The organism is Bradyrhizobium sp. UFLA05-89 (assembly GCF_059803475.1).
Genome location: NZ_JBANBA010000042.1, coordinates 26,295 through 51,792 on the forward strand (window position 1 = coordinate 26,295; position 25,498 = coordinate 51,792).

Consider the following 25,498-nt stretch of genomic DNA (forward strand, 5'->3'; position numbering starts at 1 on the left):
TACTAGGCGGCCAAATCGACGTCCGTGATCCCGCGCACATGGTGCGACTTGGCAGTCCGACAGGGCGACGACCGGTCCGCCCCGAAATATGCGCTCCACCCATCTCGGGGGCGAGGAATGGCTTCAACGTCAGCGGCCTGCTCGTTGGGCTTGGCCCGCTTGCCGTCGCTGGAGGCAGGCATATACTAGGTCGATGGCCGTCAGCTCGCCCGATCTGAAAGCGTTCTTACTCGCCACCCCTTTTTTCGGTGGCCTCTCAGACGCAAGCCTCGATCTCTTGCTCTCAATGCTGATCGAGCGACGCATCGACGTCGGCGCCACCATCGTAGCGGAAGGGGAGGCGGGGCGATCGATGTTCATTGTTCACTCCGGCGAGCTCGTAGTGAGCAAGCTCGGGGACTCCGGGCGCGTCGTTCGAATGTCATCTCTCGAGCCGGGTGACTTTTTCGGTGAAATGACGCTGATCGAAATGCAGAACCGATCAGCCACCGTCGTCGCGGAGAGCCCAACCGTACTGTATGAACTCACGGCCGGAAAACTCTACGCGTACTACAAGGCCGACATCCACGCCTATGTGATGGTGATGCAGAACATCAACCGCGAGCTTTGTCGACGACTCCGCCGCGCCGACAATCGGATCGCCAAACTGCTGACACTTCAAGAGAGGCAATGACTCAAATTCGTCTGCGTCGTCTGGTTCAGGAGCAACTGCGACTCAGGTCCCGGACCTCATGTTCCCGGCTCGAACGACTTCTGGTACTTCAAGGCGCCGCTCGGCGGTGCGTTCGAGTTCGCTTACCCAGTCATAGCGATTCCGGCAGATACAGATGAGGTTCCAGAAAGCGTTGCCCGGGCAGGCCTTCGCCGGGGCCCCGCGTGGCATTGATCATCAAAGACACGAGATCCCTGCTGAACTCCTCAAGTGGAGTGCAGACCGCCAACAATACATAGCGATCAGACAGCGCGGCCCGGGATTCGGGCGTCAGTTCGTTCACGATGAGCTTTACCTCTCCCGGCCTGCGCGCTTCGCGTAAGGCGGAGATTGCGCCCTCCATGCCGCCTCCGGCAACGTACAATCCTTTCAGGTCAGAGTGGCGCTCGAGCAGGTCGAGCGTCGCTTCATGCGTGAGTTGGGGCGTCTCCAAGTTGACGAGAGTATCGAGCACTGTGCACCTTGGATGGTATTCTCGGAAATAGCTGCGGAAGCCGGTTTCTCGCAATTCATGCCCGTGCCAGCGATGACCGCCGACGAAGACCGCGACTTTTCCCGGCTCGTGCATGGCCGTCGCAAGCATATAGGCCGCGACACGCCCTACCTTGAGATTGTTAAGTCCGACATAGGCTGCGCGTTCACCTTGGGCGTAGTCCGAAAGCAACGAGACTGTCGGCACGCCGGCCGCCTTAAGATCGGTTACGGCTGCGGTGGTGTCCTGATGATTGACGGCGACGGCGGCCAACGCATCGACCCGGGAGCCGATCGCGCGCATCATCTGTGCCATGTCCTTGGTTGTTTGTGTCGGGCAGAACTCGATGATCGCCTGAGCTGAAATGCCCGGAGCGGTTTTGACCGCATGCTCCAGATGCCGCGCCATCGACTGATAGAAGCTCTGCTCCGGTTTGGTCAGCAAAAAGCCTAGCCGGAAATTCGGTAGATCCGGGTTCAGACGCTGCTCGATCAGCCGAGTGGCGTGATAGCCGACCCGCACGGCAGCCGCGAAGACGCGGTGCGCAGTGTCGGAGCGGACGTTCTGGCGCCCGTTGAGAACACGGTCGACGGTCGAGGGGCTGACACCCGCCTCCCTCGCGACGTCGATGATGGTCGGTCTGTCAGCCATTGCACTGCGCATTCTGATGTAATTTACATCATTGATCTCAACGATATTGATGCTTTCATGGCGCGTCAAGTTTGACTCGCTGAACGGGAATTAAAGCCAACGGTCGAGAAATGCGGATCAAATATCTGTAATACAAAACATATCTGTCTTCATGCTTGTCCCCGATAGGCGTGGTGGAGTCGCCTCATAAATGCGTCATGATACGTCATGTAATGACGCGAAATACCCCACACGCCTTGACGTTCACTGCTTCGGCATCGTTACATCCCGAGCGTCAACACGCCGAACGTACAACCAGACATCAACAGGCCGGAGGAACAGGCGGACATGCTGCCCATAGCGATCAATCACATGACGGTGCCGGGGCTGCGTTACGAGGGCCTCCTTGCGCTTACCAAGCGGCTTGGGTGCATTGGCGTCGAACTGCGCAATGATCTGGCTCAACCGCTATTCAATGGCGATGCGCCCGGCGTCGTGGCCGCCAAGGCGAAGGATCAGGGGCTGCGGATCGTCGGCCTGTCACAGGTCTATCCGTTCAACGACTGGTCAGATTCCCGTCGCGATGCTGTCGATGTTCTGATCCGGACTGCGTCGGCTTGCGGGGCGGAGACCATCAGCCTCATCCCGCGGAACGACGGCTGGGGCCTCGGCGCGGGCGAGCGGATCGGCAATCTGCGCCTTGCTTTACGCGAGATCGCGCCCATGCTGGAGGCCGCGGGCATGATCGCCCTTGTCGAGCCGCTCGGCTTCGAAACTTCTTCGCTCCGCAGCAAGGCGGAAACGATCGAAGTGATCGAGAGTCTCGGTGTCGCGCGCCATTACCGGCTCGTTCACGACACCTTTCATCATCACCTTGCCGGCGGCGGTCCCCTTTTTCCGGAATATACGGGCATCGTCCACGTTTCCGGCGTCGTCGATGTCGATCTCGCGGTAGCCGACATGCGCGATGCCCATCGGGTTCTCGTCGACGAGGCGGACCGGCTCGGCAACATCGCCCAGATCGAAGCTCTGTTGGCAGCCGGATATGCCGGGCCGATTTCGTACGAGGCATTCTCTCCGGCGGTGCACGCGTTGGCCGATCCGGAGAGCGCGCTGCGTCGATCAATTGGCTTCATGAACGAGAGGGTCTCTCTCACGCCCGCGTAACGGCAGCCGCCGGCATGCGGCGGAAAACACGACCGGCATAATCAGCGTGGACGCCGGCCACGCAGAACGCGGGAGGAAATAATGAGGAAGCTCGTGCTCGCGGCCGCCATTTCGGCGCTCATGTCCGGATCGGCCTTGGCCGAGAACATCGGCGTCTCGATGGCACTGTTCGACGACAATTTCCTGACAGTGCTCCGCAAGGCGATTCAGGACAGCGCTGCCAAACAGAACGTGAAGCTGCAGATCGAAGACGCGCAGAACGATGTCGGCAAGCAGCTGAACCAGATCCAGAACTTCGCCGCGGCCAAAGTCGACGCCATCATCGTCAACCCGGTCGACACCGACGCCACGGCAGCGATGAGCAAGGCCGCGGCGGACGCCGGCATCCCGCTCGTCTTCGTGAACCGCATGCCGGTCAATCTCGAAAAGCTTCCATCCAATCAGGCCTTCGTCGGCTCGAACGAGGCCGAGTCCGGCACGCTTGAAACCAAGGAAATCTGCCGTGCGCTGAAGGACAAAGGCAAGAAAGAAGCCCGGATTGTCGTCATGATGGGGGAACTTTCGAACCAGGCGGCCCGCCAGCGGACCAAGGACATCGAGGATGTGATTGCCACTCCGGACTGTAGCTTCATGAAGATCGTGGAGAAGCAGGCCGCCAACTGGTCGCGCACCCAGGCGGCCGATCTCATGACCAACTGGCTGTCGGCCGGGCTCAAGTTCGATGCTTTCATCCCGAACAACGACGAGATGGCGATCGGCGGCATCGGGTCGATCAAGACTGCGGGCCTCTCGACGAAGGAGATCCTCGTCGGCGGCATTGACGGCACCAAGGACGGGCTCGCGGCGATGCAGGCCGGCGACCTTGCGGTGACCGTGTTCCAGAACGCAGCCGGTCAGGGCCAGGGCGCCGTGAAGACCGCGCTCAAGCTCGCCAAGGGCAGCAAGGTCGACAGCACCGTGTGGGTGCCGTTCGAACTCGTGACGCCGGAAAATCTCAAGAACTATCTCACCAAGAACTGAGTCCCGAACGTCTTCCGGCCGTAGGCATGCTCCCTTGCGAGCCCGCGGCCGGTGACGGCGGGCGCGGAGAAACCGCGCGCAACCCCACGACGCCGGGAGGCAAGGCCATGCTGAGTCCGAAAACGCTGGCAGCGGTCGCTCGCTACAAGGAAAAGATCGAACAGGACGGTCTTCTGGCGATCGAAGGTATCCGCAAGGAATTCCCAGGCGTGGTTGCACTTGACGACGTGCGTCTGCGCGTCCGGCCGGGCACGGTCCATGCGCTCATGGGCGAAAACGGGGCCGGCAAGTCTACTCTGATGAAAATCATCGCCGGCATCTATCAGCCCGACGCCGGCGAAATCCGGCTCTTCGGCTCGCCCGTTACGCTCAAGTCTCCACTTGATGCGCTGGAGCAGGGGGTCGCGATGATCCACCAGGAGTTGGCGCTGATGAACTGGATGACGGTCGCGGAGAACATCTGGATTCGCCGCGAGCCGCGGAATCGGTATGGCTTGATCGATCACGCGCGCATGGCGGCAATGACGCGGGAGTTGTTCGACCGGCTCAATTTGAGCCTGGATCCGATCGCACAGGTCTCCGAGCTCACCGTGGCACAGAAGCAGATGGTCGAGATCGCCCGTGCGGTGAGCTACAATTCCAAAATCCTGATCATGGATGAGCCGACCTCGGCGCTGACCGAACGTGAGGTGGAGCATCTCTTCGAGATCATCCGCGATCTCAAAGCCGGCGGGATCGGCATCGTCTACATCACCCACAAGATGAACGAGCTCTTCGCGATCGCCGATGAATTCACGGTGTTCCGTGACGGGCGCTACGTTGGCACCCATGCCGCGAAGGACGTGACGCGCGACGACATCATCCGGATGATGGTCGGACGAGAGATCACCGACATGTTTCCGAAGGTCGATTGTCCGATCGGCGATGTCGTGCTGGAGGCGAAGAACCTCACCCTGAAGGGGGTGTTCCACGACATTTCCTTCACGTTGCGCCGGGGTGAGATCCTCGGGCTCGCAGGGCTGGTCGGGTCCAAGCGCTCCAATGTCGCAGAGGCGCTGTTCGGCGTGGTACCGGCCGAAGCCGGACAGATACTGATCGATGGCAAGCCGGTCAGCATCGATAGTCCGGCGACCGCCATGAAGCACGGCATCGCCTTCCTCACGGAGGACCGGAAGGAGACCGGCTGCTTCCTGATCCTTGATTGTCTCGCGAACATCCAGTCAGCACTGATCACCGGCGCGCATGTGACGGCCGGATTCGTCGACCAGAAGACGGTGACGAGGCTCGCTGCGGAGATGGCGGCGAAGCTCAGGGTCAAGACACCGGACCTCGCCGAGATCGTCGAAAACCTTTCGGGCGGCAATCAGCAGAAGCTGTTGATCGCTCGCTGGCTCCTGACGAAGCCCCGGATTCTCATCCTCGACGAGCCGACGCGCGGGATCGACGTCGGCGCGAAGTCGGAAATCCACCGCCTGATCACTGGCCTCGCCGCCGAGGGCGTCGCCGTTCTCATGATCTCATCGGAGCTGCCGGAAGTGCTCGGGATGAGCGACCGCATCATGGTGATGCACGAAGGACATGTGGCCGGGTTTCTCGATCGTGGCGAGGCAAACCAGGTCAAGATCATGGATCTCGCCGCACGCTGAACTGCGACGCGCGAGTTACAGAACAAGAGAGAGCAAAGGAGGAATCGATCATGACAGAGGCGGTCGTTCAATCCGTGCAGGCCGTGCCGAAGCCGACGCGGCGGTTGCCGCCCGAGTTGAGCATTCTGCTCGTTCTCATCGGCATTTCCGCGACGTTCGAGATTCTGGGATGGCTGATCCAGGGGCAAAGCTTTTTGGCGAACCCGCAACGCCTGTCGATCATGATCCTCCAGGTCTCGGTCGTGGGTATCATCGCCATAGGCGTGACCCAGATCATCATATCCGGCGGCATCGACCTCAGCTCGGGCTCGATCGTCGGCGCGACGGCCATGATCTCGATGAGTCTCGCCCAGGTCAGCACCTATTCCCGTGCTGTCTATCCAGCGCTGACGGACATGCCGGTCGTCGTGCCGATCGTCGCCGGGCTGCTTACGGGCCTTCTGTGCGGCGTCGTGAACGGTGCGCTGATTGCTTACACCCAAATTCCACCGTTCATCGCTACGCTTGGAATGATGGTGACAGCGCGCGGTTTCGCGAAGTGGTACACGAAGGGCCAACCGATCAGCTTTCCGACGGAGAGCTTCGCCGCGTTGGGCTCCAAGCTCACCCCTGTCTTCATTTTCCTGTTCGTCGCCGTGGTGATGCATGTGGTGCTGCGTTACACACGCTACGGCAAATTCACTTATGCGATCGGAGCCAATCCGCAAGCGGCGCGCGTGACTGGCATCAACGTCGAACGCCACATCGTCAAGATCTATGCCGTCGCCGGTTTGTTGTCCGCTCTCGCCGGCATCGTCGTGGCTGCGCGCGGTCTCACCGCGCAGGCCGGCATGGGTCAGATGTACGAGCTCGACGCGATCGCCATGGCGGTGATCGGCGGGGTGTCGCTGTCGGGCGGGCGCGGCTCGGTCCTGGGAACCACAATCGGAATGATCATCTTCGGCGTGGTTATCTCCGGTTTCACATTCCTGCGTATCGACGCCTACTACCAGGAGATGATCAAGGGCGCGATCATCGTGGCCGCCGTCGTGACCGATGTTCATCGCCAGAAGAAGCGGCAGAAGAAATCATGAGACTGGTCGCCTGAACATCGACACTCGCCACGGCCTACGAGATCTCTTTCAGAGGACTCGAGGCCAACCGGCAAAGCAACGGTATTGCTCAGATGTCCGCTCGATCCAGGTCTGGCGGCTGCGGTCCACCGATCGGGATCGACCTTAGATCGAACCAGATTACACCAAGGAACAGATAGATGCGTATCGCGCTCGATCCCTTCATGCATCGGCACCTCTCGCTGGAAGCCTTGCCCGTCAAGGTGAAAGAACTCGGTTACGACTGGATCGAGCTTTCGCCGCGGGAAGATTTTCTCGAATGGTTCAAGGCTCCACGCGTTTTTCCGGAGCGCATCCGATCCTTCAAGCAGGCGCTGAAGCAAGCGGACGTCCGCATTGCCTCGCTGCTGCCGATGTATCGCTGGGCGTCCAACGACGAGGTCGAGCGTTGCGCCGCCGTGCGTCACTGGAAGCGTGCCATCGAGATCGCCGTTGAGATGGAGGTTGATACGATGAACTCCGAGTTCGGGCGGGGGCCGCATCCGGACAAGGGCTCCTGCTACTGCTGCCATACCGGTTCGATGATCGAAACCTGTGAGGACGCGTGGTGGCGCTCGATGGAGGAGCTGGTGCCGATCTTCGAGAAAGAGGGCATTAGTTTGCATATCGAACCGCATCCTGAGGATTGGTGCGAAACCCTGCAGCCCGCCGTCGACATCATCCGGACCGTCAATTCCAAGCGCGTGAAGTTCCTCTATTGCGCGCCGCACACCTTTTATTTCGGCGATGACACCAAGGCGATGCTTCGCGAATGTGCAGATGTCCTGGCACATGTGCATGTCGGCGATACCTTCAATCACAAGGCCTCGTCCGGCCTGCGCTATATCCTCAATCCGCCGGGCACGAACGCCCGCGTGCATCAGCATCTCAACATAGGCCAGGGCGAAGTTCCCTGGGACGACTTCTTCGCTACGCTCGCCGAGATCGGCTTCGACGGGATCATGAGCTCCTGCGTCTTCGCATGGGAGGACAAGGCCGACGAATCCGGCCGGTTCATGCGGCGGAAGATGCAGGAATACGTCGACAGCCACTGGAAGAAGTAGTCGGGGCGGAAAGCGAGGAGCGTCCATGCTGAACGGTGAGAGATTGATCCAGCGCCCGCTTCGCTGGGGAATGGTGGGCGGTGGGCGGACGGGCCAAGTGGGCTACAAACACCGGACCGGCGCGCTGCGGGACAACACGGCCTATACGCTGGTGTGCGGGGCCTTCGATGTCGATGCGGCGCGCGGACGGGATTTCGGCATCAATATCGGCGTCGATGGCGAGCGCTGCTATCCCGATTACCGGACCATGATCGGCGAAGAAGCGGGACGGCCGGACGGGGTGGAAGTCGTCACGGTGGCGACGCCCAACCACACGCACTTCGAGATCACGAAGGCCTGCCTCATGGCCGGACTTCACGTCATCTGCGAGAAGCCTCTTTTCTTCAAGGTTGAGGAATGTCGCGAGATCGAGCGGCTCGCCACCGACAAGGGGTTGATCGTCGGTGTCGCCTACACCTATTCGGCCTTTCCCATGCTCCTGCAAATGCGGGCCATGGTCGCGAAGGGCGTGCTGGGTGAGATCCGCATGGTCGACCTCTGCTACATCCACGGCTTCAATTCGGCTGACGACTCCAACGCGTCCGAAGCGCAGAGGTGGCGGACGAACCCGGCAACGAGCGGGCCGACATTCGTGCTTGGCGACCTCTCCACACACACTTATTACCTGAGCCAGATGGTGCTGCCGCATATGAAGGTCACCAGGCTTCTGTGCGACCGGCAGAGCTTCGTCAAGTCGCGCGCGCCGCTCGAAGACAACGCCTATGTGCTCTTCCACTACGACAACGGCGCCGTCGGCCGCCTGTGGTGTTCGTCGGTCTGTGCGGGCTCGATGGACTCCCAGACGATCCGGATCGTCGGCTCGCAGGCCAGCCTCGTCTGGCGCGACGCCCATCCTAACGAGCTCTGGCATGAAATGCAGGGCCGGCCGGCTCAACTCATGAGCCACGGCATGCCTTACCTCGACGAGCTGTCACTTGGCAGCGATCGGATGGGCGGCCTGCATGCTGAAGGCCTTGGGGACTCCTGGGCGAACGTCTATCTGCGCCTCGCGCAGGCAATCGACGCGAAGCGGCGAGGCGACCAGGCTGCGCTCGATGGCCTGATCTATCCCGGGATCAACGACGGTACCGAAGGCGTCCGCTGGATCGAGAACTGCGTGCGCTCCGCCAACGCTGGTTCGGTGTGGGTGGATTTTCGGTGAGGGGCCGGGGATGATCAAGCCGATCACCATCACGACCGCGCCCTGCTGCTGGGGCGTCGACGACGTCAGGAATCCCCACCTGCCGGCGTGGGAAAAGGTGCTTGACGAAGCAGCGGAGGCCGGGTTCGGTGGTCTCGAGCTCGGGCCTTACGGCTACCTGCCGCTCGATGCGGCCCGCGTCTCGGACGCGCTTGAGCGGCGCGGGCTCAGCATCGTCGCAGGGACCATCTTCGATGATTTGGTCTCGCCGGAAAACCGTGACAATTTGCTCCGGCAAACTGATGAGATTTGCGCGCTGATCGTGAGCCTTCCAAAACCCGTGACCCATGATGGCCAGCGTCATGAGGCGCCATACCTCACGGTCATGGATTGGGGACACGACGCGCGCGACTTCGCGGCCGGCCATTCGGATCGCGCACCGCGCCTCGCGGCGAGCGGGTGGCGAAGCATGGTCGAGACCATTCGCGCGATTGCGGCGCTCGCCCGGGACAAATACGGCGTGCGCGCCGTGATCCATCCCCACGCCGGCGGCTACATCGAGTTCGCCGACGAGATCGAGCGCATCGTTGCGGATGTTCCGTCCGAGCTTGCCGGCCTCTGCCTCGACACCGGCCATCTCGCCTATGCGGGCATGGATCCGGTCGAGGTGCTGTGGCAATACCGTGAGCGCGCCGACTACATCCATTTCAAGGACATTGACCCAGGCGTCTTCAGTACCGTGATGAACGAGCGTATCCGTTTCTTCGATGCTTGCGCCAAAGGCGTGATGTGCCCGATCGGCAGAGGCAAGATCGCCTATCCGGCTATTCGGACTTTGCTCAGCGACATCGGCTATGGCGGTTACATCACGATCGAGCAGGAGCGCGACCCCCGCAATACCAGCTCGATTCTCGACGATCTCGCGGCCAGCCGCGATTTCCTGCGGCGAGCAGGCTTCTAACGCAACCGAACAGAAAGTGAGACCAGCAATGACAGTCAAGATCGGCGTGATCGGCTCGGGAGCCATCGGCCGCGACCATGCCCGCAGGATCAATAACGTGCTCGCGGGAGGTCGGATCGTTGCCGTTACCGACGTCAACCGGGCGGTGGCGGAGGCCGTCAAGGCGGACGTGGCGCCGGATGCGGCGATCTACGCGACGGGGGAGGAACTGGTCACGGCGAAGGACGTCGATGCGGTTCTGGTCACGTCCTGGGGCGCGACGCACGAGCAGTATGTTCTCGCAGCCATTGCTGCCGGCAAGCCCTGCTTCTGCGAGAAGCCGCTCGCCACGACGGCGGAGGGCGCGCGGCGGATCGTCGATGCGGAGGCGGCTCTCGGCCGCCGGCTCGTGCAGGTTGGTTTCATGCGCCGCTATGATGCGGGCTACGTCGCCCTCAAGGAGGCGATCCGGACGCGAACGGGCGCGCCGATCATGGTCCATGCCGCCCATCGAAACCCCACGGTGCCCGAGGCCTACGTCACGCCGATGGCGATCCACGACACGCTGATCCACGAGATCGACGTGCTGCGCTGGCTGCTCGACGACGACTACGTCTCGGCCCGTGTGCTGTTTCCGCGTCGAGCCACGCGGTCGCATGCCAAGCTGCGCGACCCGCAGGTGGTGGTGCTCGAAACGAAGAAGGGCGTGCTGATCGACGTCGAGATCTTCGTGAACTGCCACTACGGCTACGACATCCAGTGCGAAATCGTGGGCGAGGACGGAACCGCGCGCCTGCCCGAGCCCATGGCGATCGAGCTGCGGCTCGGCGCGAAATTGCAGAACGACATCCTGACCGATTGGAAGGACCGTTTCGTCGCAGCCTATGACGTCGAGCTTCAGGACTTCCTGAAGGCAGCGGCGGAGGGGACGGCAACGGGTCCGAGCTCCTGGGACGGCTATGTCGCGGCGATCACCTCTGATGCCTGCGTTGCCGCGCAGGAAAGTGCAGGCGCGCTCGTCGCCATCACGATGGCGGACCGGCCGTCGCTCTACCGCTGACGAGGAGCCGGCCAATGAAGAAACTCGACGTCATCACGATCGGAAGATCCTCGGTCGATCTCTACGGCGCGCAGGTCGGCGGGCGGCTCGAGGACATGGGATCGTTCAACAAGTACATCGGCGGCTCTCCGACCAACATTGCCTGCGGGGCGGCGCGGCTCGGGCTGAAGTCCGGGCTGATCACGCGGGTGGGCGACGAGCACATGGGCCGGTTCATCCGCGAACAGCTCCAGCGGGAAGGCGTCGACGTGCAGGGGGTCAAGACCGACCCCGCGCGTCTGACTGCCTTGGTGCTGCTCGGCATCCGCGACGAGGACCAGTTCCCGCTGATCTTCTATCGCGAGAATTGCGCCGACATGGCTCTCTCCGAGGACGACATCGAGGAGGCCTTCATCGCCTCCGCGCGCGCGGTCGTGCCGACCGGTACGCATCTGTCGAACCCGCGAACCGAAGCCACCGTCCTCAAGGCGCTGCGGCTCGCCCGCGCCCACGGCGCCCGCACCGCGCTCGACATCGACTATCGCCCGAACCTCTGGGGCCTCGCGGGCCATGGCGCCGGTGAAAGCCGCTTCATCGAAAGCGCGACGGTCACCAGGAAGCTCCAGGGCGCGCTCCATCTCTTCGACCTGATCGTCGGCACGGAGGAGGAATTCCACATTGCCGGCGGCTCGACCGACACGGTCGCCGCGCTGCGAGCTGTCCGCGCGCTGACCCCGGCGACGCTGGTTTGCAAGCGCGGGGCGAAGGGGGCGGTCGCCTTCGCTGCCGCCATCCCCGACAGTCTCGACGACGGCGAGATGGGCCCGGGATTCCCGATTGAAGTCTTCAATGTGCTTGGCGCCGGTGACGGCTTCTTCGCCGGGCTGCTGCGCGGTTGGCTCGACGACGAGAGCTGGCCGAAGGCGCTCGAATACGCCAATGCCTGCGGCGCCTTCGCGGTCAGCCGCCACGGCTGCACGCCGGCTTATCCGTCCTGGGAGGAGCTCCGGTTCTTCCTCAAGCGCGGCATCACGGTGAAGGCGCTGCGCCACGACACCGAGCTCGAACAGATCCACTGGGCGACAAATCGGTCGGGCGACTGGTCGGAATGTCGGGTGTTCGCCTTCGACCATCGGTCGCAGCTCGAGCAGATGGACGGCTACACGCTCGCCAAGGGTGGCGCCTTCAAGGAGCTGTGCCTCAAGGCCGCGCTCGAGGTGCAGGGCGGGCAGCCCGGCTACGGCATCCTTTGCGACAACCGCACCGGTCGGCGCGCGCTCCACGCTGCCTCCGGTTCGGGCCTCTGGATCGGCCGGCCCTGCGAATGGCCGGGCTCGCGGCCACTCTCCTTGGAGCCGGAGCTCGGGGCCGACTGCGGCGGCCTCGGTGAGTGGGCGCGCGAGAACGTCGTGAAGGTGCTCTGCTTCTGCCATCCGAACGATGACGTTGCGACGCGCGCGGCGCAGGAAGAGAGCGTCAAGCGCCTGTTCGAGGCATCACGGCGCAACAACCTCGAGTTCCTGCTGGAGATCGTGGCCTCGAAGGTCGGGCCGGTCGACGATGCGACGACGGCAACGCTGATCCGGCAATTTTACGCCGCCGGCATCTATCCCGACTGGTGGAAGCTCGAACCGCTGGCGAGCGCAGCCGCCTGGGATGCTGCCTGCAAGGCGATCGAGGCGCACGACCGCTTTACCCGCGGCATCGTCGTGCTCGGTCTCGATGCGCCCGAGGCCGAACTCGCCGCCAGCTTCCGCGTCGCCGCCAGCTTCCCGCTGGTGAAGGGCTTTGCGGTCGGGCGCACCATTTTCGGCGAGGTGGCGCGGGCGTGGTTCAAGGGTGAGACGTCCGACGAGGCGGCGGTCGCCGAAATGGCACTGCGCTACCGCCGGCTCTGCGAGATCTGGGACGAGGCGCGCGCAACCGCGGGGGAGAAGGCGGCATGACCAAGACGATCCGACTGACCGCGGCGCAGGCCATGGTGCGCTGGCTCTCGGTGCAGATGACGGAAGAGGGCGGGCGCTTCATCGAGGGTGTCTGGGCGATCTTCGGCCACGGCAACGTCGCCGGTCTCGGCGAGGCGCTGCACGGCATCGGCACGGCGTTGCCGACCTGGCGCGGCCAGAACGAGCAGACGATGGCGCATACGGCGATCGCCTATGCCAAGACCATGAAGCGCCGCAAGGCGATGGCGGTGACCTCGTCGATCGGCCCCGGCGCCACCAACATGGTGACGGCGGCCGCGCTCGCGCATGTCAACCGCCTGCCGGTCCTGCTCATCCCCGGCGACGTGTTCGCCAACCGTCGCCCGGACCCCGTGCTGCAACAGGTCGAGGATTTCGACGACGGCACGGGCTCGGCCAACGACGCCTTCCGGCCGGTGGTGCGCTACTTCGACCGCATCACGCGGCCCGAACATCTGTTGACCGCGCTGCCGCGCGCGCTGGCCGTGATGACCGATCCGGCCAATTGCGGGCCGGTGTGCCTGGCCTTCTGCCAGGACGTCCAGGCCGAGGCCTACGATTATCCGGAAAGCTTCTTCGAGCCCAAGATCTGGCGCATCCGCCGGCCGCGGCCGGACCCGCGCGAGGTCGAGGAGGTCGCGGGCCTGATCCGTGCCGCCAAGAAGCCGGTGCTGATCTCAGGCGGCGGCGTGGTCTATTCCGGCGCCGAGGCGACGCTCGCCGCTTTCGCCGCGAAGCATAACATCGCCTTCCTGGAGACCCAGGCCGGCAAGGGGGCGAACGCCTGGACCGATCCCCTGAACTTCGGCTCGCCCGGCGTGACCGGTTCGGAATGCGGCAACGCGCTTGCGTCCGACGCAGATCTCGTCATCGGCGTCGGCACGCGCTTTCAGGATTTCACGACCGGCAGCTGGGCCCTGTTCAAGAACGGCGCCCGCAAGCTCGTCTCGATCAATCTGCACGGCTACGACGCCACCAAGCACGGCGCGATCGGTGTTGTCGGCGATGCCAAGGTGGCGCTCGAACAGCTCTCGGCTCTGCTCGGCGGCCACAAGGCGCAAGCCCCGGACGCCGCTTCGCGCACCGCCTGGCACGCCAAGGTGAAGGCGGTGACGGCCGCGCCGGAGGGGACCGCCAACGTCCTGCCGACTGACGCGCAGGTGATCGGCGCAGTGCAGCGGGTCGCGACCGAAAAGACCGTCGTCATGTGCGCCGCCGGCACCATGCCGGGCGCGCTGCAGGTTCTGTGGCAGGCGGCAGCGGGTGGCTACCACATGGAGTACGGCTATTCCTGCATGGGCTACGAGGTCGCCGGCGCGCTCGGCATCGCGCTCGCCGCGCCGGACAAGGAGGTCGTCTGCTTCGTCGGCGACGGCTCCTACATGATGGCGAATTCTGAACTTGCCACCGCCGTCATGAGGCGCATCCCGTTTACCGTCGTTCTGACCGATAACCGCGGCTATGGTTGCATCAACCGTCTGCAGATCGAATGCGGCGGAGCCGAGTTCAACAACCTGTACAAGGACTGCGCCGTTGAGGAGCAGCCCGAAATCGACTTCGTCGCACATGCTCGAGCCATGGGCGCCTGGGCGGAGAAAGCATCGGACATCGCCAATCTGGAAGCGCTGATCATCGCGGCGCGCGCGCGAAACAAGCCTACTGTCATCGTGATCGATACCGACGCCGTACCCGGTACAGGCGCCGGCGGACACTGGTGGGACGTGGCCGTTCCGCAAGCCGGTGGTCCTGAGCGTCTTGAGCATGCCCGAGAACGGCACGAAGCCAACGCGCAACTTCAGCGCACTTTTGATTGAGGTCCCTCATGATCCTGTTTGGTACTAACCCAATCGCTTGGTCGAATGATGATGACTGGAGCATTGGCGATCATCTCACGCTCGAAGACTGTCTGAGCGACTGCCAGAAAATCGGGTTCGACGGCATCGAAAAGGGCCACAAGATGCCTGATGAGGGGCAGGCGCTCAAAGCGAAGCTCGCAGAGTACGGTCTGCGCTTTGCGGCCGGCTGGCACTCGACCAATATTCTCGTGAACGATATCGATGCTGAGAAGAAGAGCCTTCAGCATTTCATCGACATGGTAAGAGCCGCCGGTGGAGATCACATCAACGCGTGCGAGTGTTCGAACACAGTGCATGGCAATGACCGCGAGGCGGTCAACGACCGCCCGATCATGACAGATGAACAATGGGAGCGCTTCTCGAAAGGATATGAGGAGCTCTCGAAGTACGCCCATGGTCAGGGTGTGAAGATGGGGTATCATCATCACATGGGTACGATCATTGAAAGCGGCGCCGACATCGATCGCTTCATGGAAATGGCAGGTCCCCATACCCGGCTATTGTTCGACACGGGCCATGCCTTTTTCGGAGGTGCTGATCCATCGCAAATGGTGCGCAAATATATCGACCGCATCACTCATATCCATTGCAAGAACATCCGTCCCCCGATCATGCGGCAGGTGCGTGAGCACGGTTTGAGTTTTCTCGAAGGTGTGCGGCGCGGAGCCTTCACGGTGCCGGGCGATCCCGAAGGCTGTATCGACTTTGAGCCGGTGCTGACGATTGCCGCTCAACATGGGTATTCGGGCTGGATCGTCATTGAGGCCGAGCAGGACAGCCGGGTCCGCGAACCGCTCAAATATCAGGGTCTGGGCTTGCGCACGCTCAAGGAGATCGCCGCGCGTGTCGGCCTCGCGTAGATCGTGCGGGTTAGCGCCAACCTAGCTGAACCAGCATGCGGCGCTTCAGGAGAAAAATATGGCGGAACTGCTACGCAAACCCTTTGGTACCCACGGGAAGGTGCATGAAATCACGCCGCAATCCGCAGGCTGGCGATATGTCGGCTTCTCGCTTTACCGGCTGCGCCAGGGCGAGCAGGCCGCCGAGGCGCAGGGCGATCGCGAGGTGATCCTTGTGATGGTAGAGGGCAAGGCCGCCTTTACCGGCTGTGGGCATGACTGGGGTAGTCTGGGCGAGCGGATGGACGTCTTTGAAAAGACCCCGCCACACTGCCTCTATCTACCCAGCGGCGCCGCGTGGCAGGCAACTGCCGAAACAGATTGTACAATCGCCGTCTGTTCGGCTCCTGGCAGGGGTGGCCACGCGGCGCGGCGCATTGGTCCGGACGGAATCACGCTGATCGAGCGTGGCAAGGGGACGAACACGCGCTACATCAACAATATTGCGATGGAGAACGAGGATTATTGCGATAGCCTTCTCGTAACCGAAGTGTTCACGCCTGCGGGCCACTGGTCGAGTTACCCCTCGCATCGTCACGACGAAGATGATTTTCCGCGTATCACCTACCTTGAGGAAACATACTACCATCGCATCAAACCATCGAGCGGTTTCGGTATTCAGCGTGTCTACACCGACGATTTACAACTCGACGTGACGATGGCTGTGCACGACGGCGACGTAGTCCTGGTTCCGCGCGGGCACCATCCCTGCGGCGCACCCCATGGCTTCGAGATGTACTATCTCAACGTGATGGCCGGCCCTTTGCGCAAATGGCGTTTCCTGCCGAGCCCGGCGGTCGAATGGATCATGAAGCGTGATGCCTAAAATGAGGACGCCTGGTCATCCGGAGCGCAGATCCGAGATCAGGCCAATTCTGTCCTCGAGAAGGTGACGTCCAGCTTCAACGTCTCATCTTTGACAAGGAAAAGGCACCAACTTGGTAAGGTCGACTGCCTCTTTCTAACCATTGGTGAAGCCCGCAACTTTCAAGCCTGATGAAGCCGCCTCGGAGCGAGCCGGGTCGGTTCTAATTGGGCAACGCCAAGACGTAGTCGCTGCGGCGATTACCGTGAAGCTTCTGTTCGAAGCAAAATCCGCAGGGCTTGGCGCAGAGATCGGTTGCGGCGAACCAGGCGCACCCAGCGCGTTGGCCGCATGTCGACGCCGACGACAATCTCTATCGCACGACCCTATCGCACGATGATGACGGCCGCATGCGGCCGGATCAGTGTCCTCAAACGTTCGTTCGGGCCGATCTCCCATTGACAGTCGGTCAATCTGATAGAATTATAACAAACTAAGTTGCGATAATAACAAAATGTCACCATCGTACCAGAGGTGGGACTACGACGGAGGAGAGCTTGGAGCCGTCTGGTTCGGTTGCCGCACGGCCTCCGACGCCGCTTGTGATGGTCAACGGCATCAACAAGCGCTTCGGTGGAGTGCGTGCGCTGCGCGACGTAAATCTCGAGGTGCGAGCCGGCGAGGTACACGCGCTGCTGGGCGAGAACGGCGCCGGAAAATCCACACTGATCAAGATACTGAGCGGTGTTCATGCCCTCGACAGCGGCACGATCGAGATTGCGGGCAGGCCAGTGGCGTTCGACCGTCCGGCAAAATCGCGCGAGGCGGGGATTGCCGTCGTCTATCAGGACCTGAGCCTGGTTGAATCGCTTAGCGTCGCTGACAATCTGCTGCTCGGCCGCGAGCCGCGCATGCGTTTCGGCTTCGTCCGCAAGCGAGAACTGATGGCGCAGGCCACAGCATTCCTGGCGGAACTCGGCATACCCCTGGATACGAAAGCGACGGTCGGCTCGCTGCCGTTCGCCTTCCGCCAGATGACGGAGATCGCAAAGGCGCTAATGGGCGAGGTGCGGTTGCTCATCCTCGATGAGCCGACATCGTCGCTGACGTCGGACGAAGTCCGAATCCTGTTTGATGCGATCGGAAAGGTGACGCGGCGGGGGGTCGGCGTGATCTATGTGACCCATCGGCTCAACGAGGTCTTCGAGATCTCGCAGCGTGTCACAGTGCTCCGTGATGGGGCCAATGCTGGCACGTTCGTCACCGTCGATACCGACATGAAGCGGCTGGTGAATGCGATCGTCGGAACCGATCGACTGACGCCCGCAGCGGCGTCGCGCGCCGAGCCCGCGGCAAAGCGCGCGTTCGATCCGTCGTCGGTCTTGTCTCTGTCGGGTGCGTTCAATGACCGGCTACGATCCGTCGATCTGTCCGTGCTGAAAGGCGAGATCCACGGCCTCGCCGGATTGATCGGCAGCGGACGCACGGAGATTCTGGAGACGGTGTTCGGCCTCCGGCCACTCGACAGCGGCACAATTGAGATCGAGGGCCGGCGCTGGTTGCCGAAGAGCCCGGCCGATGCGATCGATCAGGGTATCGCGCTAGTGCCGGAAGATCGGCACGTGCAGGGTCTGGTCCTGGACCATTCGATCGAACGCAACGTCACCCTGTCACGAATTCCCTATTTCTCGCGGTGGGGCTGGATGCAGCAGCACGCCGCCGCCAAGCGTGCGGCGGCCGCGATCACCAAGCTTGCCGTTAAGGCGCAGGGTGCCTCCAGCTTGGTCCGGACACTCTCGGGCGGCAACCAGCAGAAGGTCGTGTTCGCAAAATGGAATGATCCGCGACCGCGCGTCCTGCTTCTGGACGAGCCGACGGTTGGCGTCGACGTGGGCGCACGGGAGGAAATTTACGGTGTAATCCGGAATGCCGTTCGTGACGGCACCGGCGTCCTCGTCGTCTCGTCCGATCTCGTCGAATTGATCGAGCTCTGCGACCGCATCTCAGTGATCGTCAATGGCCATGTGGCTCGAACGCTCATGCGCGGGGAGATCGACGATGCCGAAGAGCTCCACCATCTTCTTCAAATGTACCAGGCTGGCGTATCGCAAGGGCTGCCCGCATGACCGAACTGATCGCGCCCAATGTCGTCGCCGCGTCGACCCGATCCGATCGTCGCCGCAAGCTTCTGCAGAATCTGCTGCGGGGCGAGCGGCCCTACATGCTCTACATCGCCTTCGTGATCCTGCTCGTCGTATTCAGCCTGTCCTCACCCTGGTTCCTGTCGGTCGACAATTTTCTGAACATTGGACGCCAGACGACGCTGGTATCGATCATTGCGGTGGGCATGACCTTCGTCATCGTCGCGCGTCAGATCGATCTTTCAGTCGCATCGACATTGGCGCTATCAGGCATGGCGGCCGCGCTCGCGATGAGCCAAATCAACAACAGCTGGGTTGTAGGGGCGGTCGCCGGGCTTGGCACCGGCGCGCTTATCGGGCTGCTCAATGGCATCCTGACCACGCAGCTTTCGATCCCGTCCTTCCTGGTGACGCTCGGCTCGTTGAGCATGGCCCGGGGACTGGCGATGATGGTCACCAACACCAAGCCCGTGATCATCACCAACGAGACCTATTTTGCAATCTTCGGCGAAGGCACGTTCCTCGGCATACCGGTGCCGATCGCCTGGACGCTGGTCGCGACGATCCTCGGCATCCTGCTGCTGCACTACAACGTGTTCGGCCGTCGTATCTACGCGGTCGGCGGCAACCCGACGGCAGCGCTCTACTCCGGCATCAACACCAAATGGGTGACGACCGCAGCCTTTGTCCTGACTGGCACGCTGGCCGGCCTCGCGGCGTTGGTGCTGTCGGCGCGTTCACATGCTGCGCGGCCAGATGTCGTCCAGGGAATGGAGCTCGACGTCATCGCCGCGGTGATCCTCGGTGGCTGCAGCCTGTTCGGGGGGCGTGGCTACATCCTGGGAACGCTGTTCGGCAGCCTGATGATCGGCACGCTCAACAATGGCCTTGTGCTGCTCGGTGTGAGCTCGCCGATGCAGCTCGTGATCAAGGGCGCGATCATCGTTGCCGCGGTCGCTTTCACGAAACGCTAGAGCATGATCCGGAAAAGTGTGCAGCGGTTTTCCGAAAAGATCATGCTCAAACGACAACCTAAAGTGCGATGACGATTCATCCTAATCTCATCGCGCTTTAGTCAGATTAAGGCGCAGCGCATGAGCACAGGATCATTGCGCTGCTTGGGTGGGGGCAAGGCTGCCGGCCCTCCAGTGAATCGGTGGCCAAAATGGAGGAAGCAATGATGCCAATCTTACGACGAACCTTGCCGCTGACCGCGCTGATCGCAGCGACAGCCGTCTCGTTCGCCCCCTCGGCCCGCGCCGAAGTGCCTGCGACCTGCGTCAAGGGCGTCGATCTCGCGACGCTTGGACCGAAATCGATCGTCGGCCAGGGACCCCACGGCGAGAAGGCGGCTTCGCCCGAGGTGCTCGCGCTCTCGGAGGCTGACGCTGCGAAGGTCAAGGAGAAGCACTTCAAGGTCGGCATTTCCATGCAGACGGTCAACCTTGACTGGTCGCAGCTCCAGATCCAGGGCATCACCGATACGTTGAAGAAGTACGGAGTAACGGTGACGGGGGTTGCGTCCGCCGAATATCAGGTGGACAAGCAGATCGCCGACATCGAGAACACCATCCAGCAGCATCCGGACGGCATTATCTCGATCCCGGTCGATTTCACGGCGACCGCACCGACCTATAAGAAGATCGCCAAGGCCGGCATCAAGCTGGTCTTGATGGACAGCATTCCGACCGGCCTGAAGCACCCAGAAGAGTATGCCTCGATGGTCTCTGCGGACAGCCAGGGCAACGGCCAGATCGCGGCACAGATCCTTGCATCCTGTGTTACGCAGGGCGGCACCATCGGTCTCGTCAATTTCGGCGTCGACTATTTCAGCACCAACGAGCGCACCAAGGGGGTTCGGGAATGGATGAAGGCGAACCGTCCAGACATAAAAATGAAGCAGGTCGATTTCACGGATCCGCCGAAAGTCTCGCAGATCGCGGGCGACTTCCTCACCGGCAATCCCGATGTAAAGGGACTGTTCGCTGTCTGGGATCAGCCGGCGCTGGATACGCTGAGTTCGATGCGGGCGCAGAGCATCGACATTCCCGTCACCACGGTCGATCTCGGCCTGCAATCAGCGATCGAGATCGCCAAGGGTGGTCCGTTGAAGGCCACCGGCTCGCAGCGCCCCTATGATCAGGGCGTGGCGGAAGCGATGGCAATGATGAACGCGCTGCTCGGCAAGGAAACGCCGGGTTGGATCGGTGTGCAGTCGCTGCCGGTGACGCAGTCGAACGTGCTCGAATCCTATCGGACGGTTTTCAAGAAGGAGCCGCCGCAGGAACTGACCGACGCCTGCAACAAGGCGAAGCCCGCCTGCAATTGAGCGATCGGGATGCGTGGTCACAGGAGGCCGCGCATCGCCAGGCAGACTTGGTCCGGGCGAACCAGCCCCCGTCCGGATCAGGCTGCGCTGGTGACGTATTCCACGGGAAGGCTGCGGAAATGCTTGCGCATGTCTGACGACGCTGAGCCGCCGACAATGATCCGTGAAAACGCGCTGATATCGGAAAAGAAGGCCGGCTTGAGGCTGCCGAGCTTGCTGGCATCGACGACCAGGATGCTCTCCATAGCGGTCGCGATCACAGTCTGCTTGATCGCGACTTCATGAAAGTTGGAGCAGCTGGTGCCGCGGGTCCAGTGTACGCCACCGGCGGATATGAACGCCTTGTTGATTCCGAGCCGTCGCAGGTAGGACAGGCCGTCGTCCGACGCAAATGACTGCGATGATGGGTGGTAGAGCCCGCCCATCAGCATCACCTGCGTGGCCGGCCGCCGCGTGACGATCGTGGCCACATTCAGCGAATAGCAGATAATCGAGAGTGGCAGATCTTCGGGCAGGCAGTCCGCCAGCGATTGCATCGTGGTGCCGCAGTCGATGAAGATCGTGTCGCCTTCATTGATTGCGGCGGCAGCGGACCGGCAGGCGAGGCGCTTGTCCTGGGTATGCTGGTCGATCTCCTGCTCGAACGCATACTTGATTCCGGTCGGCGAGGCCGCGTTGACGACGTAGCCGCCAAGCAAAGCGAGCGCAGCCTCCGGCCCGGCGAGGTCGCGTCGAACCGTCATCTCGGAAACCTTGAGGAGCCCGGCCGCGTCCTTCAGATGCAGCGCGCCGCTCGTCTCGACGGCGCGGCGCAGTCTCTGCAAACGCTGGACGCGCGTCTCGCTTGATCGTGCGTTCGCTGTTTCAGCCATTTTGGTCACCGAGCTTGCTTATCCGGTTGACAATGATCTTACAATGTTGTGAGTTTGCCAACGTGGAAATGTTAGAATTATAACACGCGGCCTGTTCGAGGTTAGCGGAACATCCCAGCGATGCCGTCCGTCGCCCATGCGGCAAACCCCGGGCAGCCAGGACCAGGGAGGATCACATGCTTCGATCAGCTCATTCAATCTATCTGGCGATCTCGTCGATTCGCTAGGACTGCACGGGCGCGTCGATGAAGCAGAGCGTCTTGATACAGGATGCGTCCGCTGTACCCGTGCAGCCCCATGCCCGAGGCGAGGGGCATGCGCACTCCGTCTCGCGCAACAGCGGCCACGCGCTCGAGATGGATTGGGTCGACGAGATCAGGATCAACCTATCGGCTGCCGAACGGCGTGTCGCGAGCTTGCCGGGCCGGCGAACGGTCAAGAAGGACGCGCAGGCCGCGTGGCTTCTGAAGGCGATCACGTGCATCGACCTGACGACGCTCAACGGCGACGATACGACCGAGCGGGTGAAGCGCCTCTGCGCCAAGGCCAAGGCCCCCGTGCGCGGCGACCTCCTCGCGGCGCTCGGCTTCGCCGCGCGCGAACTGCACACTGGCGCGATCTGCGTCTATCATCGCTTCGTTGCGGCTGCCGTCGAAGCGCTCGACGGATCCGATATCCCGGTCGCTGCGGTCTCCACCGGATTTCCTGCAGGTCTCGTGCCCCACGACCTGAAGCTCAAGGAGATCGAGGCATCCGTCCGGGACGGCGCGCGGGAGATCGACATCGTCATCACCCGTGAGCATGTGCTGACCGGCGATTGGCGGGCCGTCTACGCGGAGGTTCGCGATTTTCGCGCCGCTTGCGGCGACGCGCATCTGAAGACGATCCTTGCAACGGGCGATCTCAAGACGCTGCGCAATGTCGCAAAGGCGTCGATGGTTTGCATGATGGCCGGAGCGGACTTCATCAAGACATCCACCGGCAAGGAAGGCGTGAATGCCACGCTGCCGGTGACGCTCGCGATGCTGCGGATGATCCGTGTGTATCAGGAGCGCACGGGGCACAGGATCGGCTTCAAGCCGGCCGGAGGAATTTCGACGGCAAAGGACGTGCTCAACTATCAGTTCCTGATGAAGGAGGAGTTGGGGCGCGACTGGCTCGAGCCGGATCTGTTCCGCATCGGCGCTTCGAGCCTGCTCGCCGACATCGAGCGGCAGCTCGAGCATCACGTCACCGGTCGCTACTCGGCCTTCAACCGCCACCCCGTGGGATGAGACCCAGCGATGAGCGTCGCAGACTATTTCGAGACGATGGAGTACGGTCCCGCGCCCGAGGCAGACGGCGAGGCGCGCGCCTGGCTGACGCGGCATGAAGCCTCGTTCGGGCATTTCATCAACGGCAAATTCGTCGCGCCACTTTCGGGCCAGCATCTCACGACGATCGAGCCTGCCGTCGGCAAGGCGCTGGCCCGGATTGCGCAAGGCTCTTCTGCCGATGTGGAGGCGGCGGTCAACGCCGCGCGCACTGCGCAGTTGCCATGGGCAAAGCTCGGCGGTCACGGCCGGGCGCGCCATCTCTATGCGTTGGCGCGCATGTTGCAACGTCATGCCCGGTTGTTTGCCGTGCTCGAGGCGATCGACAATGGCAAGCCGATCCGGGAAACCCGGGATCTCGATGTGCCGCTCGCCGCGCGCCATTTCCTGCATCATGCTGGCTGGGCCCAGTTGCAGGAGCGCGAATTCGCCGACCAGGTTCCGATCGGTGTGATCGGCCAGATCATTCCGTGGAATTTTCCGCTACTGATGCTGGCCTGGAAGATCGCGCCCGCACTGGCTGCGGGCAACACGGTGGTGCTGAAGCCGGCAGAGTTTACCTCGCTTACGGCCTTGCTGTTCGCCGAGCTTGCGGCCGAGGCCGGTCTGCCGCCGGGCGTGTTGAACGTGGTGACCGGCGACGGTACGACTGGCGCTTTGCTCGTCGAGAGCCCCGGCGTCGACAAGATTGCCTTCACGGGTTCGACCGAGGTCGGGCGGCTGATCCGCCAATCGACCGCAGGCTCCGGCAAATCCCTGACACTCGAGCTCGGTGGCAAATCGCCATTCATCGTCTTCGACGATGCTGACATCGACGGTGCCGTGGAAGGCGTGGTCGATGCCATCTGGTTCAATCAGGGGCAGGTCTGCTGTGCCGGCTCGCGCCTGCTCTTGCAGGAGGGGATCGCGGAGACCTTCCGCAAGCGACTTGTCCGTCGCATGGAGACGCTTCGCGTCGGCATGCCGCTCGACAAGGCGATCGACATGGGCGCGGTGGTGGCGCCAGTCCAGCTCGAGCGGATCAAACTACTGGTCGAGACCGGGGTGAGGGAGGGCGCAGAGAAATATCAGGCGTCCGCCGCGATGCCCACGGAGGGATGTTTCTATCCGCCGACCCTGCTCTGGAACGTACATCCATCGTCGACGGTTGCGATGGAGGAGATCTTTGGCCCGGTTCTCGTGGCGATGACGTTCCGCACGCCGGACGAAGCTGTGATGCTCGCCAACAATACACGCTACGGCCTTGCCGCCAGCGTGTGGAGCGAAACGATCGGGTTGGCGCTGGACATCGCGCCGAAACTGCTGGCCGGCGTTGTCTGGGTCAACGCGACCAACCTGTTCGACGCAAGCGTCGGATTCGGTGGCTATCGCGAGTCCGGCTTCGGCCGCGAGGGTGGCCGTGAAGGCATGTATGAGTACCTCAAGCCGAAGGTATGGAGCGGGCGCAAGGCGAGGACCAAGGCATCGCCGCTGCCCGCTGCTTCCGACGCCGGCGCCGGATTTGGCGTGCCGCCGATCGATCGAACGGCCAAACTTTTCGTCGGTGGCAAGCAGGTGCGTCCCGACGGAAACTATTCGCGTGCTGTGCTGTCGCTAAACGGCCGGCATCTGGGCGAGGCGGGCGAAGGCAACCGCAAGGATATCCGCAATGCCGTGGCCGCGGCGCGCTCAGCCGAGTCGTGGACAAGGGCAACAGCGCACAATCGGGCTCAAATTCTGTACTATCTTGCCGAGAACCTGTCGGCACGCGACGACGAGTTTGCCCGACGCATCTCCGACATGACGGGGATATCAAGTACAAAGGCGCGCGCGGAAGTCGATGCGAGCATCGAGCGGCTGTTCAGCTATGGCGCCTGGGCCGACAAATTCGAGGGGACTGTCCATGCACCGCCGCTGCGTGGTGTGGCGCTCGCGATGCACGAGCCGATCGGCGTGGTTGGTGTTGCCTGTCCCGATGAGGCGCCGCTGCTTGCCTTCGTCAGTCTGGTCGCGCCGTTGGTAGCAATGGGTAACCGGGTCGTCGTTGTGCCGAGCGAGCGGCATCCGCTCGCCGCGACCGATTTCTATCAGGTGCTGGAGACGTCGGACGTGCCGGCGGGCGTCGTCAATATTGTCACGGGCGACCGCGACGGACTTGTGAAGGTTCTTGCCGAGCACGACGATGTCGACGCGGTCTGGGTTTTTGGATCGCAGGACGCCTCGACAGCAGCCGAACGGCTCTCGATCGGCAATCTCAAGCGCACGCTCGTCGATCATGGCCTCGCGCTCGATTGGTACGACAAGGCTGCCTGCGAAGGCCCGATCCTGCTGCGCCATGCCGTGCAGGTGAAGAACATATGGATCCCCTATGGAGACTAA

20 protein-coding genes are annotated in these 25,498 nt (G+C 62.5%); 18 read left to right on the forward strand and 2 right to left on the reverse strand.

What is annotated here, in order from left to right; translation table 11 throughout:
* Nucleotides 1–193: 193 nt before the first annotated feature.
* The gene (locus tag SO139_RS22090) at nucleotides 194–673 is read left to right on the forward strand and encodes a cyclic nucleotide-binding domain-containing protein (protein ID WP_449378115.1); all 480 of its coding nucleotides are present in this window, start codon (nucleotides 194–196) and stop codon (nucleotides 671–673) included.
* A gap of 130 nt (nucleotides 674–803) precedes the next feature.
* On the opposite strand, the gene SO139_RS22095 is transcribed toward SO139_RS22090, so the two are convergent.
* Nucleotides 804–1,835: a LacI family DNA-binding transcriptional regulator gene (locus tag SO139_RS22095; protein WP_474800017.1), complete on the reverse strand. Its 1,032-nt coding sequence runs from the start codon at nucleotides 1,833–1,835 to the stop codon at nucleotides 804–806.
* 327 nt (nucleotides 1,836–2,162) lie between these two features.
* On the opposite strand from SO139_RS22095, the gene SO139_RS22100 reads away from it, so the two are divergent.
* The 15 genes from SO139_RS22100 to SO139_RS22170 all read left to right on the forward strand — a co-directional run bounded on the left by SO139_RS22100 (nucleotide 2,163) and on the right by SO139_RS22170 (nucleotide 20,955).
* Entirely contained in the window at nucleotides 2,163–2,981 is an 819-nt protein-coding gene (locus SO139_RS22100) for a TIM barrel protein (protein ID WP_449378116.1), read from the forward strand.
* Nucleotides 2,982–3,062: 81 nt separating this feature from the next.
* The gene (locus SO139_RS22105) at nucleotides 3,063–4,001 is read left to right on the forward strand and encodes a sugar ABC transporter substrate-binding protein (protein WP_449378117.1); all 939 of its coding nucleotides are present in this window, start codon (nucleotides 3,063–3,065) and stop codon (nucleotides 3,999–4,001) included.
* Between the two features lie 107 nt (nucleotides 4,002–4,108).
* Nucleotides 4,109–5,647, forward strand: a complete 1,539-nt coding sequence (locus SO139_RS22110; RefSeq protein ID WP_449378118.1) for a sugar ABC transporter ATP-binding protein — start codon at nucleotides 4,109–4,111, stop codon at nucleotides 5,645–5,647.
* A 50-nt stretch (nucleotides 5,648–5,697) separates the two neighbouring features.
* Nucleotides 5,698–6,720 (forward strand): ABC transporter permease, encoded by a 1,023-nt coding sequence (locus tag SO139_RS22115; RefSeq protein WP_449378119.1) that lies wholly within the window; start codon nucleotides 5,698–5,700, stop codon nucleotides 6,718–6,720.
* A gap of 179 nt (nucleotides 6,721–6,899) precedes the next feature.
* Nucleotides 6,900–7,802, forward strand: a complete 903-nt coding sequence (locus tag SO139_RS22120) for a sugar phosphate isomerase/epimerase family protein (RefSeq protein ID WP_449378120.1) — start codon at nucleotides 6,900–6,902, stop codon at nucleotides 7,800–7,802.
* A 25-nt stretch (nucleotides 7,803–7,827) separates the two neighbouring features.
* Nucleotides 7,828–9,003 (forward strand): Gfo/Idh/MocA family protein, encoded by a 1,176-nt coding sequence (locus tag SO139_RS22125; RefSeq protein ID WP_449378121.1) that lies wholly within the window; start codon nucleotides 7,828–7,830, stop codon nucleotides 9,001–9,003.
* A 10-nt stretch (nucleotides 9,004–9,013) separates the two neighbouring features.
* Nucleotides 9,014–9,943, forward strand: a complete 930-nt coding sequence (locus SO139_RS22130; RefSeq protein ID WP_449378122.1) for a sugar phosphate isomerase/epimerase family protein — start codon at nucleotides 9,014–9,016, stop codon at nucleotides 9,941–9,943.
* A gap of 28 nt (nucleotides 9,944–9,971) precedes the next feature.
* Complete coding sequence (locus SO139_RS22135) at nucleotides 9,972–10,982, forward strand: Gfo/Idh/MocA family protein (RefSeq protein ID WP_449378123.1); 1,011 nt, start codon at nucleotides 9,972–9,974, stop codon at nucleotides 10,980–10,982.
* Nucleotides 10,983–10,996: 14 nt separating this feature from the next.
* Complete coding sequence (locus SO139_RS22140) at nucleotides 10,997–12,907, forward strand: bifunctional 5-dehydro-2-deoxygluconokinase/5-dehydro-2-deoxyphosphogluconate aldolase (RefSeq protein WP_449378124.1); 1,911 nt, start codon at nucleotides 10,997–10,999, stop codon at nucleotides 12,905–12,907.
* Nucleotides 12,904–14,739, forward strand: a complete 1,836-nt coding sequence (gene iolD, locus SO139_RS22145; RefSeq protein WP_449378125.1) for a 3D-(3,5/4)-trihydroxycyclohexane-1,2-dione acylhydrolase (decyclizing) — start codon at nucleotides 12,904–12,906, stop codon at nucleotides 14,737–14,739. Before SO139_RS22140 ends, iolD begins: the two co-directional genes overlap by 4 nt.
* An 8-nt stretch (nucleotides 14,740–14,747) precedes the next feature.
* The gene (gene iolE / locus SO139_RS22150) at nucleotides 14,748–15,641 is read left to right on the forward strand and encodes a myo-inosose-2 dehydratase (RefSeq protein WP_449378126.1); all 894 of its coding nucleotides are present in this window, start codon (nucleotides 14,748–14,750) and stop codon (nucleotides 15,639–15,641) included.
* Between the two features lie 58 nt (nucleotides 15,642–15,699).
* Nucleotides 15,700–16,506, forward strand: coding sequence for a 5-deoxy-glucuronate isomerase (gene iolB / locus SO139_RS22155; protein ID WP_449378127.1), 807 nt, complete (start codon nucleotides 15,700–15,702; stop codon nucleotides 16,504–16,506).
* Nucleotides 16,507–17,042: 536 nt separating this feature from the next.
* Nucleotides 17,043–18,611, forward strand: coding sequence for a sugar ABC transporter ATP-binding protein (locus tag SO139_RS22160; protein WP_474799997.1), 1,569 nt, complete (start codon nucleotides 17,043–17,045; stop codon nucleotides 18,609–18,611).
* A complete protein-coding gene (locus SO139_RS22165) occupies nucleotides 18,608–19,600 on the forward strand; it encodes an ABC transporter permease (RefSeq protein ID WP_449382203.1) in 993 nt (330 codons plus the stop codon). Before SO139_RS22160 ends, SO139_RS22165 begins: the two co-directional genes overlap by 4 nt.
* Nucleotides 19,601–19,803: 203 nt before the next feature.
* On the forward strand, nucleotides 19,804–20,955 hold the full coding sequence (locus tag SO139_RS22170; RefSeq protein WP_449382204.1) for a substrate-binding domain-containing protein: 1,152 nt from the start codon (nucleotides 19,804–19,806) through the stop codon (nucleotides 20,953–20,955).
* 77 nt (nucleotides 20,956–21,032) lie between these two features.
* Here the strand turns inward: SO139_RS22170 and SO139_RS22175 are convergent, their stop codons facing one another.
* A complete protein-coding gene (locus SO139_RS22175) occupies nucleotides 21,033–21,827 on the reverse strand; it encodes a DeoR/GlpR family DNA-binding transcription regulator (RefSeq protein WP_449382205.1) in 795 nt (264 codons plus the stop codon).
* Nucleotides 21,828–22,183: 356 nt separating this feature from the next.
* Between SO139_RS22175 and deoC the strand changes: the two genes are divergently transcribed.
* Nucleotides 22,184–23,101, forward strand: a complete 918-nt coding sequence (gene deoC / locus SO139_RS22180) for a deoxyribose-phosphate aldolase (protein ID WP_449382250.1) — start codon at nucleotides 22,184–22,186, stop codon at nucleotides 23,099–23,101.
* 9 nt (nucleotides 23,102–23,110) lie between these two features.
* Nucleotides 23,111–25,498, forward strand: coding sequence for an aldehyde dehydrogenase family protein (locus SO139_RS22185; RefSeq protein ID WP_449382206.1), 2,388 nt, complete (start codon nucleotides 23,111–23,113; stop codon nucleotides 25,496–25,498).